We start from the raw sequence: 16287 nt of genomic DNA on the forward strand, positions 1-16287 counted from the left end.
GCAGGAGACAGCATGTCCTGAAGACTGCCTCTATCGGAAACAGTCTAAATTGTACTACTCCTAAATCTAAAACTGAGGTAAGTGGTTTACTGCTGAAGCGCCCAATTGGTTGTTGTACTTACTAAATAAAGAATCAGGCAGGCCCGGACGTTGATATAAGCCTAACAATCAACCTGATAATCCAAATAAAACAGATCCGCTATTAGTAGAAATCCAATGCTGAACTGAAGGTGTTGCCAGCTTTTACATAAAACGGGAAGTTGGCGGTGGCCACGTTTCCGTTTCCGTCATACACATAGGCATAAAGACGGTAGGCGCCGTCACGTTGCGGGGCTTTTAGGGTGACGCGGTTACCCGCTGCTTCCTGGATCACGCCAGGTATAGCGTCCGGCTTCTGCTCTTTAATCGCATTACCGTCTTCGCTCACGGTTTCGGGCAGCAACTCCCATTTCACTTGCAGGCTGTCGCCATCAGGGTCGGTGGCAAATACGGCAGCCTTAGACAATTCGCCGGGCTGCAGGTATACCTGGTCAGATGGAAAAATGTCTTTGAGCGACAGATAGGCAATGTGCGGTGCCCGGTTAAAGTCGCGCTTTCCACTCCAGATCTCACGCATCACCTGCGCCATTTCGGTTTCTTCGCCAGTTTCAGTCATAATACTGAACCAGGTCGGGGTCGTCTCATACTTGTAGCCCCAGATAAAGGCATAGGCACCCAGGCAGCGGTCGGGGTCGTTTAGTACCGTTTTTTCATACCTTTCACGGGCAAAAGCGGCTTTCTCTGTGCTGGTTTGCTCGAGGGGCGCATACCACCAGGTTGTTCTGGTTTCCCAGTAACCTTGCCCTCCGAACTCGGCGATAACATAGGGCCCGTCCCAGTTAGTGTCGCGCAGTTCGGTAGACAAATTATGCAGGGCGCCGAACGAGTTGATGGACAGGATGTCGATAGCCGGGCAGCGGCGCTTGATCAGGTTCACCACCTGCTTGGGCACGTTCATCACAGTGGTCGTGGTTGGGTGGTTCGGGTCTAGCTCGTGGATCATTTCGGCCACGCCGTTCACCGCGTCCCATACCTTTACGTTCGATCCTTCGGCGTACAGTTCGTTGCCTACTACCCACATTAGTAGGGCCGGATGGTCTTTGTACTTAAGCACTTCCGCGCGCAAGCGTTCCCGTTGGGCGGCCACGTCGTCTTTGTCGTAATAGTTGAAGCCTTCGCGCTCGCGCTCCATCCAGAGCCCGAGCATCACGGTGAGGCCTTGTTGGTGGGCTTCGTCCAGTATGCGCTGGGTGTCGTCGTCGGTGTGCCATACCCGGATGGAGTTGCCGCCATAGGCCGCCACCTTGTCAAAATGCTCATACCCGGCCGCTCCTTTTATAAAATAAGGTTCGCCGTTGCGGTAGAGCGTATACTTGTCGCCTTCCTTCACAACCTCTACTGTGCGTCCCAACTTTGTATACCGCTGATTATCAGACCCTCTGAAAGAACAAGAACTGATAAAGAGTAAGCAGAACAATAAAATTGTACTCTTACGGGCAAAGTGAACCATGTGGCGGGTAAGCATATAGGCAGGTATAGCGGGTGTTTATTCTAAAAATCGGGGTAAAGCAACAGAACTTTTGAGGCTAATACGAGTATAAACTGCAGATGTTATTGTACCAGATAACCCTAAATCATGCAAGAGAGCACTTGCATGCCCATGAAACCATTCTAAAGATAATACACGACTCCCTTTCCTGATGTTTAACGCTCCTGCCAGTAATCCGAAAGTTCAGCATACTTCTGTGCCCGGTGTTGTCCCGAGTTCGAAAGATGTACTGACGATCCGGCTGATGATCGTGATGGGCCTCATCACGATGGTGCTGTTCCTTTACTGGTTCATCGACAAAGACCATATCGGCTACCTGCCGCTCTACATCATGCTCACCACGGCACTGGCCTTCAAGCTCCTGCGCACCCTGCATGAGTGGTATCATTATTTTGATGTGAGCGTGCCCGTCAAGCCAAAGCTGCGCACCAAGTTTAAGGTGGATGTGCTTACCACGTTCTGCCCTGGCGAGCCCTACGACATGATCATCAACACGCTGGAGGCCATTCAGCGCATCCGCTACCCGCACACTACCTACCTCTGCGATGAGGCCGACGACCCTTTCCTGCGAAAAGAATGCGCGCGCCTGGGAGTCATTCATGTAACCCGCACCCAGAAGATCAACGCCAAGGCCGGCAACATCAACAACGCCCTGAAGCAAGCCACCGGCGACATCTGCCTGGTACTGGACCCGGACCACGTACCTGTGCCGGAGTTTCTGGACGAGGTGCTGCCTTACTTTGAGGACCCGGAGATTGGCTATGTGCAGTGTGTGCAGGCTTATTATAACCAAAAGGAAAGCCTGGTGGCTTATGGTGCGGCGGAGCAGACCTACAATTTTTATGGCCCGATGATGATGGGCATGAACGCCCACGGCACGGCCCAGGCCATCGGCGCCAACTGCACCTTCCGTCGCAGCGCCCTCGACAGCATTGGAGGCCACGCCGCCGGTCTGGCCGAAGACATGCACACGGCCATGCAGCTGCATGCCAAGGGCTGGAAATCGGTCTACGTTCCCAAGATACTCAACCGTGGCCTGGTACCCGGCACGCTTTCAGCCTATTATAAACAGCAGGTGAAGTGGAGTCGCGGCACTTTCGAGCTGCTTTTCACGGTATACCCAAAACTGTTTAAGCACTTCACCTGGCGGCAGCGCATCCACTACGGCACGTTGCCGATGTACTACCTCTTCGGGGTGTTCAACCTCATCGATTTTCTCATTCCCTCACTGGCACTGATCATGGCAGAGTTCCCGTGGTATGTGTCGCTGGGTGAGTTTTTGATTATGTTCACACCTTTCTTCCTGATCTCCATCGCCATCCGGCAGTATGCGCAGCGCTGGTATCATGAGAAAAATGAGAAGGGCTTCCATATGTTTGGCGGAATCCTGCGCACCGGTACCTGGTGGATCTTTTTACTAGGACTCATTTACTCTATTTTCCGGGTGAAGGTGCCTTATATACCGACCCCAAAAGACGATAAACCGAAAAACAACTGGTTGCTGAGCCTACCTAACATCCTGATGATCGGGTTGATGCTCGGGGCCATCGCCTACAGCCAGCACCTGTACGGACACCTCTATTACAACCCCTATGTGCAGATGATGGCGATGTTCTCGCTCGTAAACGTCGCGATTCTGGGCTCGGTGGTGGTGATCGGTCAGGAGAAAACTATCCAGTGGGTACGCCACAACGTACTGCATGCCCGACTGCTGCAGCCTGTGTTGCAGCCCCTGCGTCTGGCCATCTGGCGAACACGCCACAGCTTCTACGACGGCATCCGCTACGTGGCCATCGTCATCACCATGGTCTCGGTGGCCGTCTCGACCGGTTTCCTGCTTTTTGGCTACAAACCCTACAACACGCCGCAGCGCCAGGACCAGCCACTCGTTCAGAAACCCACTAAACCAGGAGCCCGCACGCACGCTACCCTTCCGGTTAGTATGCCGCCTGCTCCCAATTAAGTCTGGCACAAATTACCCAACAGTTGCTGTTCGCTGTCGTTTATAAGTATAGTGTACCGATGTAAAACGCTAAAACTTAAGACTATGAACAGACACGCATCAGACAGGGACTACGACAGCCACGAAGGAGGTTTCCATACCCATCGCTCAGAGCGCTACCGCCATCCGGAGCAGGACCGCGGCTACCGTTTCGACGACTATGGCTCCGCAGCGCACGGGGGCTATGGCAACGAGAGCTACCAGGACACTTGGGGCAACCAGGGTAACGAGCGGGGCGGATCGCGCAACTACTCCCGCACCAACATCACCGACAGTAACACCTACAGCACCTCCCGCAACTACGGTAACATGGGCAGCTACGGCGGCGCCCAGGGCTTCGGCGACAGCAGAGGCGGCCGTCACGACTCGGGTCACCCCTTCGACAGCGGCATGGGCTCGCAGCGCAGGTATGGCAATGAAGGCCGCGGCAGCATGGGCAACCGGGGCTACCGTGAGGAGGGCCGGAATTATGGTCGCTCCGGCCACTATGGCTCCAGCCGCGAAGATTTGTACGGAAACGAGATCTCGCGCCGCTTTGAGGGCCGCAGTGGGCAGGAGCGTTACGACTTTGAGCGCGACGACTACTACAGCTCCAACTACGGCGACGACCAGGGCAACTACATGGGCGGCGGCTACCATCGCGAGTCCCGCGGCAGGTATGGCGAAGGCGACTACGGCTCGAGCGGCTACCTGCAGTCACGCAACCAGGGCAACATGAACCGCGACCGCCAAGGCCGCACCCGCGAGTTTAACACCGCCCGGAACCGCTGGAATACCGACTGGTAAACAACAGGTATAGCCTCCCAAATCCGACAATAATTTTTAGAAGAAAATCCACAGCATGACAAAAAGCAGGTATAGCCTGTTAAAAACAGCAAAGGCGCAGCTTATCGTTGCGCCTTTGCTGTTTGTGTGGTTTCCTTGGGTGGGATGCAAAGTTTCTGGATATCTTTTTTAGTACCGTAGAAGATGTTGCAGTCCACAGGACCTTTGATGCCCTCGATGACGCCGCGGTCGGTGTGCTGCCAGAAAGAGAGCAAGGCGCGGTCGGTGCGCTGCATTTGCAGCTCTTTCACATTATAGTGTGCAATCCAGAGGGTGTACTCGTCAAAAAAACCTTCAAGGTAGTCTTTATAAAAGCTGTAACCGGTGTAGATGATCGGCTTCACGCCATAGGCCCGCTCCACATGCACGAGCCACTCCTTGATATCGCCCCGGAAATGGTTGAGCGCCTGCTTGCCGCGCACTTCCACATCCAGCACAGGCGGCAGGTCGCCGGGCTGTAGCACTACCGTCTGGATGAAGTTGCGTGCCTGCTCCTCAGGCGATACATTAGGCCGGTAAAAGTGATAGGCCCCGCGGATGATGCCGGCCTGCTGCGTGCCTTCCCAGTTGCGCTCGTAATGGCTGTCTTTCAGCTTCTTGCCCTCGGTCGCTTTGATAAAGGCAAAGGACACATCGTTGTCGCGCACCTTTTCCCAGTCGATCTTGCGCTGGTACTTGGACACGTCTATACCCAATATGGTATTGCCGAGCGGACTATGTCCCTCCGGCCAAATGGGCTGCTCTTTTTCCGTGAACAGCTCCACATAAAGCACCAGCAAACCGATGGCGGCCACCACGCCTACCCCGATCCAGAACGGCAGTTTGGACTGCTTTTTCTTCCCTTTTTTCCGCTTAGGCGCAGCACGCGGCACCTTTGGGGCCTGCACGGCCTTCCTGGGCGTCTTGATGGGCTTTAGCGGTGCGGGTGTCTTAACGGTGCTCATAGGTTGCTGCGGGGGAAGCAAAGATATGCCTTTCAGGCAAATGGAAGGTATAGGTCTGTTTAAAAAAGATGCTGTCGAAGGTAGCTATACCTTAAGGAGGCTTGAGAGCAGCCTCAGGATGGCATAATGCCTAAATCCAGCCAAACAGATTTTGCTGTTCTCGTAAGTGATAGTCTACCTGAGAGCAAGGACATGGAAAACAGCAAAGTGAGACTTTACCGGGATGTTGCACAACTGACAGGTATACAGCCGGCACGAAACTACCAGAACCTGGAGGCTTTGGAGGAGGCAGTCCGGTACATCAAAGGCGAATTGGAGCAACTTGATTGTGAGGTGCAGGAGCAGCCCTTTAAAGTTGATGGCAGGACGTACAAAAATGTGGTGGCCTTATTCAAGGGTAGCAGCAGCACTGAGCGCATCGTGGTAGGCGCGCACTACGATGTGTGCGGCGACCAGCCCGGTGCCGATGACAACGCCAGCGGTGTGGCCGGCCTGCTCGAGACAGCCCGGCTCCTTCACGAGCACAAGCCACTGCTGCAGCACGATGTGGAACTGGTAGCCTATTGCCTGGAGGAGCCGCCCTACTTTGCCAGCGAGGACATGGGCAGCGCCGTGCATGCCCGGAAACTGCACGAACATAAAGTGAAGGTGCGGGCCATGATTTGCTACGAGATGATCGGTTATTTTTCGGACGAGCCGGACTCACAGAAGTTCCCGGACCCGGAACTGGCCAGGCACTACCCGCATACGGGTAATTTTATAGTAGTAGTCGGCAAAACGGGGCAGGAAGCCTATACCCAGCAGGTGCGCGACCTCATGCGCCAGCACACCGACATCGATGTGCAGTCGGTGAACCTGCCGGCCGGCTTCGGCTTGGTGGGCCTCTCCGATCACCGCAACTACTGGACGTACGGCATCAACGCCATCATGATCAACGACTCTTCTTTTCTGCGCAACCCGCACTATCATCAAACCAGCGACACCATCGACACGCTCGATTTTGACCGAATGGCAGCAGTTGTGCAAGGGGTTTACGGGGCGCTCATCCGCTTATAAAAAACCGGTGCCTGGCAAGAGCTAAAATCTGCCAGGCACCCGCACTTCGAAAGCTATACCTTGTTATACCTGCCCTATACCTGACAAATGCTCCAGACGCTCGCCTTCCAGGGTGGTATAGCTCCCCATTACGTCCGCCGTCAGACAGGAGTGCACAGGCAGGATCCCCATCAGATCACCGATCTTATACCTGTCGAAGAGCGCTTTGCTGGCGCGAATGGTGCCATGCTCCTGCGAAAGCGACACCACTTCTATACCTTCCAGCGGCTCCGACCAGCCGTTTTCCGTCAATGCCACTACCCTCCCGAAAATCACTGAGCCATCTGCTCCTACCAAGCTGTCTTTGGAGAAATGCACGCTGCCGCCGTGCACAATGATCTCGTTGCGCTCCGGGTGTTTGGCGATGACGGGGCAGGCCATGCACACCGCTATCTGGTCGAAGCTGCAGGAGCCAATGTGCTGCTGCGTGAGGTCGTAGAACACATAGTTGCCTGGCCGAATCTCGTCTACTCCGGTGATGGTTTGCAAAATGCTGCAAGAAGGCGTGTCCCCGATCGATATTTTCAGCTCTGGGAAACGGGCCTTATACCTGTCGCGCACCAGATTCAGAAGAAAAACGGTGGTGTGGTGAATGGTACGGATGGCATCGGCGTCGGTCTGCTTATAGGTATGGCCGTCGTGGGCGAGCACTCCCGTGAACTGCAGCTTATCGCTTTGCTCCAGCAGCGCCACCGTGGCGTCGAGCTGCTCGTGACTGTGCGGCGGGATGCCGGTGCGGTGGTAGCCGGTATCGATCTTAAGCCACACTTGGACTGGATGCAGCACCTTTTCGGACAGCGCCTGCACCGTCTCGATGTTCACGGCCACCAGGTGCAGCTGCACTTTGGCCGCCAGTTCGTTCACCAGCGCCATTTCCCGGATGTTCACAGGTATAGCCACCAGGATGTCGGTCCAGCCGTGGCTGGCAAAGTAACGGGCCATCTTCAGCGACGACACCGTGATGCCCGTCGTGCCCGTTTCGCGGAACCACTCTCCCACCTGCGCCGACTGGTGCGTTTTAAAATGCGGCCGCAGCCGGATGTTGTTGCGGTCGGCCTTTTCAGCCATCATGGCGATGTTTTGGCGGCATTTTGCCTCGTCGAGCAGGAGTGTGGTTTGTGTGATATGGTCGAGCATGAGAATAATCGGTTTACAGGTATAGCGGGCGGCGATGAAACAGGTATAGCAGTTGATCTGTCAGCACAAAATTTGATTTTCATGACAAATATCACCCCGCTGCCCTGCCTTAAATTTCGGGAAAAGCACGCTGACTGACAAATGTCATTTCTTAGCCGGCCTGCGTGCCCGACCTTTGTAACCGTAATGGAGCAGACGTCTGCTTCGGTATAATTAAGAAGAATTACTATGAATACTGCTGTCACCCCTGCTGAACTACTGGCCAAGTACGACGTACCCTCGCCACGATATACCAGCTACCCCACTGTGCCGTTCTGGGACGAAAAGCCCCTGACCGAGGAGCGCTGGATGAGCCATGTGCAGCAGGCTTTCCGCAAGACCAATAGCAAAGATGGCATCAGTCTATACCTGCACCTGCCTTTCTGTGAGGCCTTGTGTACGTACTGTGGCTGTAACAAGCGCATCACCAAAAACCACGCGGTGGAGTCGCCCTACCTGGAGGCGCTGCTGAAAGAGTGGGACCAGTACCTGGCTCTTTTTGATGAGAAGCCACGCATCACGGAGCTGCATCTGGGCGGCGGCACGCCTACCTTCTTCAGCGCCGCCAACCTCAAAAACCTGCTGGAGCGTCTGCTCGAGAAAGCCGAGATCACACCGGATGCGGCCTTCAGCATTGAGGTGCATCCGAACGCCACGAACCGTGAACAACTGGAGGTGCTTTACGACCTGGGCTTCCGCAGGCTGAGCGTCGGCATACAGGACTTCGATCCTTACGTGCAACTGGTCATCAACCGTATCCAGACATTCGAGAAGACAAAAGAAATCTTTGACATTGCCCGTGAGATCGGCTATACCTCCATCAACGGCGACATCATCTACGGACTGCCGCACCAGACCGCGAAGAGCGTACGCCATACCATTGAGAAAGTAAAAGAACTGCGTCCGGAGCGCATCGCCTTCTACAGCTACGCGCACGTGCCGTGGAAAAGCAAAGGACAGCGCCGTTACTCCGAAGCCGACCTGCCTGCACCGGAAGTAAAACGCGGTTTGTATGAACTGGGCCGCGCCATGTTAGAAGATGCCGGTTACATCGAAACCGGTATGGACCACTTCGCTTTGCCAGAGGATGAGCTGTGCATTGCATCCGCCAATGGCACTTTGCACCGCAACTTCATGGGCTATACCCCGCGCCATACCGAGCTGCTGATCGGCTTGGGCTGCTCCAGCATCTCCGACACGGGCACGGCCTTTATGCAGAACGTCAAGGAAGTAGAAGCCTACGAAGAAGCCGTTCTGACCGGTCACCTGCCAATCCTGAAAGGCCACGAACTGACCGGTGAGGACATGCTGCTGCGCACCCACATCCAAAACCTGATGTGCCGCGACTACACCAGCTGGAATCCTGAAGAGTTGCCTTACTTTGTAGATGCCCTCATGCGCCTGCAGCCGCTTGCCGACGATGGCCTGGTCGAATACAGCAACCACGACATACAGGTGCTGCCCGCTGGCAAGCCCTTCATACGCAACATTGCCATGTGCCTGGATTCCCGCCTGTGGGCCAGTAAGTTAACGGTGCCTGTTTTCAGTAAGTCTGTTTAAGGTGAGAGGATTGATTTTGTAATTATTCAGACTGAAGAGCAAAGTCCGGGTACCGCAGGGTATGCCGGGCTTTTGTTTTTACTTACCTTTGCCGGAACAGCACCCTAACGTCCTATGCCTTACTTATACCTGAAAGCGCTGCACATCATTTTTGTGGTGACCTGGTTTGCAGGTTTGTTCTATATCGTGCGCCTGTTCATTTACTTTGCTGAGGCCGCGGAGAAGCCGGAGCCGGAGCGCAGCATCCTGCAAAGCCAGTTCCGCATCATGCAGAAGCGCCTGTGGTACGGCATCACCTGGCCCTCGGCCATCCTGACACTCATCTTTGGTACCAGCATCGTGGTCACCCTTGGTTTGTACGACCAATTCCCGGGCTGGCTGGTCTGGAAGCTGGCTTTTGTGGTGTGCCTCTATTTGTACCACTTTCTTTGTCATAGCATCTTCAAACAACAGCAAAATGGCATCATTCGGTATACCTCTACCCAACTGCGTATCTGGAACGAGGTGGCCACGGTCTTCCTGATCGCCATTGTGTTTCTGGTAGTGCTCAAAAGCGCGCTGAGCATGGTGTGGGGCATTGTGGGACTGCTGCTGTTTTCGGCTATGCTAATGCTGGCTATTCGCATCTACAAACGCGCCCGCGAAGCGAAACAGTCGCGCTAAACCAGCTAACAATTCGTGCTTTGCGCCAGATTCCGTACCTTTGAACAAACACACAACACATGAAACAAGCCGCTCTGAAGCCGAACGAGAGAGAACTGATCAAACTGATACGCTTTTTTAGCAAGCGTGCTGCCAAGCTGATGGAGGAGGGAGAGCTTAGCGCGGAACATTCCCAACTGACCGCTGCCTGCCAGAACCTGGAAACACAGTTGATCACGCACGCCAATAACCGCAGCGCCATCATGGACAAGCGGGAGCGCCTGCTCAACCTCATCGAAGACAACGCCCAGTGCCCCAAGTGCAGCAAAGCCGACATGCTGAAGCGCACCGGGTCCACCACCAACGAGTACGGCTGGAAGTGCAACACCTACAAGTGCCGCCGCTGCAACACGGGCTTTACCTGGAACCGCCCCAACAACCCCTGGGACATGGTCGAGTTTCTGGAAATGTACATCGGGCAGTTGCAACTGGCCATGGCCGCCGAGCAAAACCAGCAAGTGATCCACCAGACCGAAGACGCTGTAATTCAGATGAAAGACAGCCTGAACCGCCTGCGCCCGGTACTCCAAACTTCAGACGAAGAAGTGGACGCCCTGCAGCAGAAGGAAAAGGAAATGGACAAGCTGATCCACCAATTCAAAACCTACCTGCAGATCGAAAAGATCAAGCTGAACGCTTATCCGGAAGAGGAAGCTGAAGAGGAGGAAGATAATCAGTAAGCCGTTCGCTTAAAGAATTTCTGACCAAGGTATAGCAGACTCAAAATCGTTTCCTTTTTGTCATCCTGAGCGCAGGTGTAATCACTCCTAAATCAGTAGGCCCACAAAACAAAAAAACCGGTGCAGCAGGTAATTCCTATACCTGCTGCACCGGTTTTTCGCTTTCAGTTACCTGCTTAGCGTCTCTTACGTCCACCGCCTTTGGCTGCCGGGGCGTTGCGGCTGGCGCCTCTGGCACCTGCGCTGCTCTTACCACCAGACTTTTTAGCGCCCGGTCCTTTCGAAGCACCGCGCTGCCCTCTGCCGCCTTTGGCATCACTTGTTCCAAAACTGCTTTTCTTGCCCGCTCCGCCCTCTTTCCGGGCTGGTCGGTTGCTTGTAGGTGACTTCTTGCGAGCAGGCTGAGAAGTGGACGTTTGATTCGTCGCTGCCTTCTTTTTGCTCACGGAGCCTTCTTCAGTTTTTGCGGAGTCGGCCACCTGACTCTGGATCTCAGCAATTTCCTCGTCGGTGAGTTCGCGCCACTGGCCGAGCGGGAGTTTGGCCAGGGTGATGTTCATGATGCGGATGCGCTGCAGGGTCTGCACTTCGTAACCCAGCGTTTCAGTCATGCGTCGGATTTGGCGGTTCATGCCCTGCGTGAGGATGATGCGGAACTTGTTCGCTCCCAGTTGCTCCACGAAGCACTTCTTCGTGTTTACACCCAGAATCGACACGCCGCTGCTCATTTTCTTCACAAAATCCTCATTGATCGGCTTGTCCACCGTCACGATGTACTCTTTCTCGTGCCTGTTGCCAGCCCGCAGAATCTTGTTTACGATGTCGCCGTCGTTGGTCAGGAAGATCAGACCCTCGGAATCTTTGTCGAGGCGGCCAATCGGAAAAATGCGCTCCGGGTAGTTGACAAAGCGGATGATATTGTCGCGCTGCGAGAGATCGGTAGTGGTTTCGATACCAGCTGGTTTGTTGAGCGCCAGGTATACGGGTGGCACCTGGTCGATCTGCAGCGTTTTGCCATCTACCTGTACCTTGTCCTTAGCCCTTACGCGGGCGCCAACCTCCGGCAATTTGCCGTTCACCAGCACCCTCCCCTGCTCGATCAGTTTGTCGGCTTCGCGGCGCGAGCAAATGCCCGATTCGCTGATGAATTTATTTAGGCGGATGCCCTCGGCTGTGTGTTGTGTCATAATTAGCAATAGGCCCAGGTATAGCCCGGCCCCGTATGGTATACCTTGTAAAATAACGAGAAATCTTCAGCAAAAGCTAACCCTAGCAGCCTACAGCCCTTGCACTAGCAGGTACCAGATGGCCAGCGTGATGAAGGAAAGCGGGATGCCAAACCCCACCATCATGGAAGCCAGTCGGGGTTTGAGTGCGTAGGAAATGGCCACGATGGAGGCCGTGATCATGGGCGCCATACCTGCCTCCAGGATGCTCACCTGCACCAACGGACCGCGCGCGCCCAGCACCAGCACATAAAGCACATAGATCAGCAGCGGAGCCAGAATCAGCTGAAAGGCAAGGCCCAGGAACAGAAAGCGCCAGTGCTTACTCTTGCGTTCGATGCGGAGTTGCATGCCCACGCTTACCAACGCCAACGGCGTCACGGTGCTGCCCAGGCGGTTGAAGACATCTTTCAGATCGTCTGAAAAGTGCAGGTTGGCCACGTTCATAGCAAAGGCGACCATAAATACGATGAAGGGCGGGAAAGTGAGAATCTTGAGGCCAATGGCTTTGAAATCGGGCTGTCCTTTGGAGAAGTAGGCGGCCAGGGCGATGCCTAACGTCGACACCACTACAAAAGTCCCGGGCAGGTCGACGAGGATCGCCGTCTGCAAACCCTGCTGTCCGTACAGTGCCTCGATGATCGGGAAACCGACGAACGAGGTATTGCCTAGCCCGGCCGTCAGAATAAGGCAGCCAATCAGCTTTTTGGACCAGCCATACATGTGGCCCAGGGTATAGAAGAACGCCGCCGCCGCTACAAAGCAGATCCAAGCCACGCCCACGGGTAACAGCACCGTGCTGTCGAGTTTTACTTCAGGTATGGCATAGAGCGCCAGCGCAGGCAGCGAAATATGGATGATGAACTGGTTGAGCACCACAGGCGATGAGCTCGGGAAAGCCGGTACTCGCCGCAGCAACACCCCCACGATCAGGCACAGAAAAAGTAAGATGATACTGCTCATGCAGGCTCCGGTCTAGATGAAACCGCAAAACTAGGTATACGTGAATTGGAATGGGGTATAGAACAGGAGAAAAATTATACAGCTATACCTCCGAGCTGCCATGGCTGCATCCTTGGAAGGCTATCTCCCCGCTCCCAGGTACGCGGAGAGGAGCATAAAGAATAGCTGATGCTCCAGGTTAAACTTTCTTGAACAGCTCTGCGATCATGCACCGGATGCTGCCGCCCCCCGCCTGCTCGATTACGTGGATGGGCGGGTATAGCAGGTACTCGTTGTGGGCTTGCACACGCTCCAGCTGCAGCGGCGTCAGACTTTCATAAGCCGCCTTCGACATCACCAAAATGCGCTCACCCAGCTGGTTTTCAACCTGCAGCATGTTGCCTGCAAAGTGCTGGTAGGTTTGTTCTTTTGAGATCTCAATGATCTCTTTCCCGCTCTCGCTCAGGCTGTCGCGTAGTTTCTGGCGGTCTTGCACTGCCACTGTGTCCAGCGCCACAATCGCATAGGTGTCGCCAATGCACATCATCACGTTGGTGTGGTAGATCAGTTCGCCTGCTGCCCCATAGGCCTTAAAGGTATGCGCCTGGTAGCCCAGCCTGTCGCAGAACTGCTGCAGCACCTCAACATTTGTACGCGGCGATACAGCAGCGTAGGCAATTTTGTTGACGCGATCGAGCACCATGCTGCCCGTTCCTTCCAGGAATACCGGTGTCTCCTGCTCCTCAAAAGACTCCAGCATCACATGCTCGCCGCACCCACAGGCGTTCTTAATTTGTTCGATCACCTTTGGGCGGCGCTCTTTCCTTCTACTCGGCGATGCCATCGGGTACGTCACCAGTTGCCCCTCGGCGTGGGTGGAGAACCAGTTGTTCGGAAACACAGAGTCGGGTGTACCTGCATTCTCCGGGTCGCGAAGAGTAATCACCTCTACGCCCAGGTTCCGCAGTTCCGCCACGGCATTCCGGAACTCCAGCACGGCAATGTCTTGTATTTGGCTTGGGGTGAAGTCACGGGATTCTTTTTGAAAGGAGTTGGTGGAGGCCGCCTCTGGGTTATAGCCAAAGCCTGTCGGCTCGATCATGAGGATGGTGGAGGTGGTTTGTTTCATGGTAGCGTGTATACCTACAAATATACTTTGTTTCCAGCAAAGGTATAGTGTTCTTCTCTCTAGCTAATCCAGGCTATGGTTTGCTAGTTAGTGCGCCCATGTGTTTGTAATTATGGTTCTTTGAGGGTATAAGTATAGGTATAGCAACTGCTTCTGTTGCATAATTTGCCTTAGCCAGGCGGGACGCTGTTTCGCCTGTGCGGCGGGCACTCACTTTTTTCCTTGATGAAAATAAAGAGGGCCCCTACCCCCATTCGCTGAACGCTCTTGACAGGGGGACCCCTTCACCCCCAACAGTGGATAGTCATTAGGCGCACCTTGTATAGCTAGTTGTTGCATAGCCTGCTGATAGTTAGTCTTGCTATACCTGCCAGGGGCATTTATAGTTTGTGACAGAAACATCAAAGCCTATGCCGTGAACTGGTAGCTGCAGAAATTCCCCTCTTGGGAGGGGCAGGGGTGGGTTAATCGTACACGAAAATCCTATTTCTGACAAATAAAAAAACCGGCTATACCTTATGCAGGTATAGCCGGTTTAACAATTATCAATCAACAACTAAACAGCTTTCGCCTTTTCCTTCAGCCAGTTAAGTTCTTCTTCGCTCAAATGCGGACCTAACTTCTCTACTACCAATTGGTTATAATCGTTCAGCCATTGGATCTGGCGCTCGTCCAGCAGCTCTTTCTTCACCGGAGCGGTATCAATTAGCGCCAGCGTCAGGTGTTCGAAGGTAAAGAATTCGCCGAAATCATTGGCCTCGTCCGGAATGGTGAGCACCAGGTTCTCGATGCGGATACCGTACTGGTTTGGTCTGTAAATGCCGGGCTCTACCGAGGTGATCATGCCCAGTTCGATGTCCACGGGTGTGGGCGACGGGTTGAACACATGCGGACCTTCGTGCACGTTCAGGGCAAAACCAACGCCGTGACCGGTGCCGTGACCGTAGTTGCGGGCGTGGTCCCAGAGCGGTTTGCGGGTAATGGCGTCGATCTGGTAGCCGCGGGTGCCTTTCGGGAAACGGGCAGTGGCGCCGTCGATCATGCCTTTCAGCACGAGGGTATAGTCAGTCTTCTCTGCGTCGGTGAGGTTACCCAGCGATACCACACGGGTGATGTCGGTGGTGCCGGTGGTGTACTGTCCGCCGGAGTCGAGGAGGAATAGGCCGTCGGCTTTCAGTTCCACGTCGCTCTCCGGCGTTGCTTTGTAGTGCGGCAGGGCGCCGTGTGCTTTGTAGCCGGCAATGGTATCAAAGCTCTCACCGATGAAGCCCTCTTGCTCTGCCCGGAAATCGCGCAATATGTCTGCTACTGATATCTCCGTGATGGTAGTTTTGCCCAGGTTTTCCTCTAGCCACTTGAAAAAGCGGGTCAGGGCCACGCCGTCCTTCACCATCGTTTTGCGGGTGTTCTCTACCTCCACTTCATTTTTAACAGCCTTAAAGAACGTGGTTGGGTTGGTGTTCTGGATTACGCGCACGCCATCTGGCAACTGCTTGTACAGGGCGTAGCAGTTGCGTTTCGGGTCGATCAGGATCGAGGAACCAGCAGGCAGCTCGGCCAGCAGACGCTCCACCATTTCGTAAGGCTGCAGTTCCACACCATCGGCCATCAGTTTCTTCTTGTCGGCTTCGCTCAGTTTTGCCTGGTCAATGAATAGCACGGCGTTCTCCTGACTGATGAGCGCAAAGCTCAGCACCACGGGGTTGCACTTCACATCGGCACCGCGCATGTTGAAGAGCCAAGCCATGTCGTCGAGCGAGGAAATCAGGTGGTAGTCGGCGCGCTGCTTTTGGAGCGACTTACGCAGTTTTTCCAGCTTGGCCGTGGTAGATTGTCCGGTTAGCTCCTCTCCCAGCAGGTAGGCCGGCGCAGTTGGCAGGTCTGGACGGCCTTCCCAGATCGGGTCCAGCAGATCGCGGTCGGTGGCTAGCGCTATGCCGAGCGGAGCCAGTTCCTGTTCCAGCAGTTCGGCCAAACCTACAGAAATCAGTTTCGCATCGTAGCCCACAGTCTCGCCCTGGTTCAGACGGCCAGCCAGCCAGCCAATGTACTCCGGCGCGTGCTGCACCTGCAGCTTTACCAGCTCAAAACCGCTGGCTGCCAACTGGTCCACGGCCTGTTCAAAATAGCGGGCATCGGTCCAAAGACCGGCAAAGTCCTGGGTGATGACCAGGGTGCCGGCTGAGCCTGTGAAGCCCGAGGCAAAGTAAATGCACTTGTATCGGTCGGGCAGGTATTCGCTGATATGCGGATCTGCAGAAGGGATGATGTAGGCGCTCAGCCCCTGCTCTTTCATTTGCTGGCGTATGGCGGCCAGTCTTTCTGTATAACTCATAGGTATGGTTGCTTTGTGAAAGAGGCAAATTAAGGAAAGATGGGGAGAAATGCGCAGTCCCGGGTCCAGATTGGTGGCTTGCC

General features: G+C 54.7%; 13 protein-coding genes. 6 read left to right on the plus strand and 7 right to left on the minus strand.

The window, feature by feature from the left end:
- Positions 1 to 202: 202 nt before the first annotated feature.
- Positions 203 to 1450 (minus strand): glycoside hydrolase family 2 TIM barrel-domain containing protein, encoded by a 1248-nt coding sequence (locus B0B12_RS07175; RefSeq protein WP_244554618.1) that lies wholly within the window; start codon positions 1448 to 1450, stop codon positions 203 to 205.
- 289 nt (positions 1451 to 1739) lie between these two features.
- Between B0B12_RS07175 and B0B12_RS07180 the strand changes: the two genes are divergently transcribed.
- Together B0B12_RS07180 and B0B12_RS07185 are read left to right on the plus strand one after the other, a co-directional pair.
- Positions 1740 to 3551, plus strand: coding sequence for a glycosyltransferase family 2 protein (locus tag B0B12_RS07180; protein WP_076666989.1), 1812 nt, complete (start codon positions 1740 to 1742; stop codon positions 3549 to 3551).
- A gap of 84 nt (positions 3552 to 3635) precedes the next feature.
- The gene (locus B0B12_RS07185; protein WP_076666991.1) at positions 3636 to 4376 is read left to right on the plus strand and encodes a hypothetical protein; all 741 of its coding nucleotides are present in this window, start codon (positions 3636 to 3638) and stop codon (positions 4374 to 4376) included.
- 101 nt (positions 4377 to 4477) lie between these two features.
- Here B0B12_RS07185 and B0B12_RS07190 read toward each other — a convergent pair whose 3' ends face one another.
- Complete coding sequence (locus B0B12_RS07190; RefSeq protein ID WP_076667756.1) at positions 4478 to 5359, minus strand: glycoside hydrolase family 25 protein; 882 nt, start codon at positions 5357 to 5359, stop codon at positions 4478 to 4480.
- A gap of 192 nt (positions 5360 to 5551) precedes the next feature.
- On the opposite strand from B0B12_RS07190, the gene B0B12_RS07195 reads away from it, so the two are divergent.
- Positions 5552 to 6415 carry a M28 family peptidase gene (locus tag B0B12_RS07195; protein WP_076666992.1) on the plus strand — a complete coding sequence of 288 codons (864 nt, stop codon included), beginning with the start codon at positions 5552 to 5554 and terminating at the stop codon, positions 6413 to 6415.
- 63 nt (positions 6416 to 6478) lie between these two features.
- On the opposite strand, the gene B0B12_RS07200 is transcribed toward B0B12_RS07195, so the two are convergent.
- Positions 6479 to 7591, minus strand: coding sequence for an alanine racemase (locus tag B0B12_RS07200; RefSeq protein ID WP_076666994.1), 1113 nt, complete (start codon positions 7589 to 7591; stop codon positions 6479 to 6481).
- 228 nt (positions 7592 to 7819) lie between these two features.
- Between B0B12_RS07200 and hemN the strand changes: the two genes are divergently transcribed.
- From hemN to B0B12_RS07215, 3 genes are all read left to right on the plus strand, one after another.
- On the plus strand, positions 7820 to 9190 hold the full coding sequence (gene hemN, locus B0B12_RS07205; RefSeq protein ID WP_076666995.1) for an oxygen-independent coproporphyrinogen III oxidase: 1371 nt from the start codon (positions 7820 to 7822) through the stop codon (positions 9188 to 9190).
- 114 nt (positions 9191 to 9304) lie between these two features.
- Complete coding sequence (locus tag B0B12_RS07210; protein ID WP_076666997.1) at positions 9305 to 9853, plus strand: CopD family protein; 549 nt, start codon at positions 9305 to 9307, stop codon at positions 9851 to 9853.
- A 59-nt stretch (positions 9854 to 9912) separates the two neighbouring features.
- Positions 9913 to 10572 carry a hypothetical protein gene (locus B0B12_RS07215; RefSeq protein WP_076666998.1) on the plus strand — a complete coding sequence of 220 codons (660 nt, stop codon included), beginning with the start codon at positions 9913 to 9915 and terminating at the stop codon, positions 10570 to 10572.
- Positions 10573 to 10748: 176 nt separating this feature from the next.
- Here the strand turns inward: B0B12_RS07215 and rluF are convergent, their stop codons facing one another.
- From rluF to B0B12_RS07235, 4 genes are all read right to left on the minus strand, one after another.
- Positions 10749 to 11759: a 23S rRNA pseudouridine(2604) synthase RluF gene (gene rluF / locus B0B12_RS07220; protein ID WP_076667000.1), complete on the minus strand. Its 1011-nt coding sequence runs from the start codon at positions 11757 to 11759 to the stop codon at positions 10749 to 10751.
- A 90-nt stretch (positions 11760 to 11849) separates the two neighbouring features.
- Entirely contained in the window at positions 11850 to 12761 is a 912-nt protein-coding gene (locus B0B12_RS07225) for an AEC family transporter (RefSeq protein WP_076667002.1), read from the minus strand.
- Positions 12762 to 12939: 178 nt separating this feature from the next.
- The gene (gene ctlX / locus B0B12_RS07230) at positions 12940 to 13869 is read right to left on the minus strand and encodes a citrulline utilization hydrolase CtlX (RefSeq protein WP_076667003.1); all 930 of its coding nucleotides are present in this window, start codon (positions 13867 to 13869) and stop codon (positions 12940 to 12942) included.
- A gap of 556 nt (positions 13870 to 14425) precedes the next feature.
- Positions 14426 to 16204 (minus strand): aminopeptidase P family protein, encoded by a 1779-nt coding sequence (locus B0B12_RS07235; RefSeq protein WP_076667005.1) that lies wholly within the window; start codon positions 16202 to 16204, stop codon positions 14426 to 14428.
- Between the last annotated feature and the right edge of the window lie 83 nt (positions 16205 to 16287).

Origin of the sequence: Pontibacter indicus (assembly GCF_900156345.1) — a bacterium.
GTDB classification, from domain to species: Bacteria; Bacteroidota; Bacteroidia; order Cytophagales; family Hymenobacteraceae; genus Pontibacter; species Pontibacter indicus.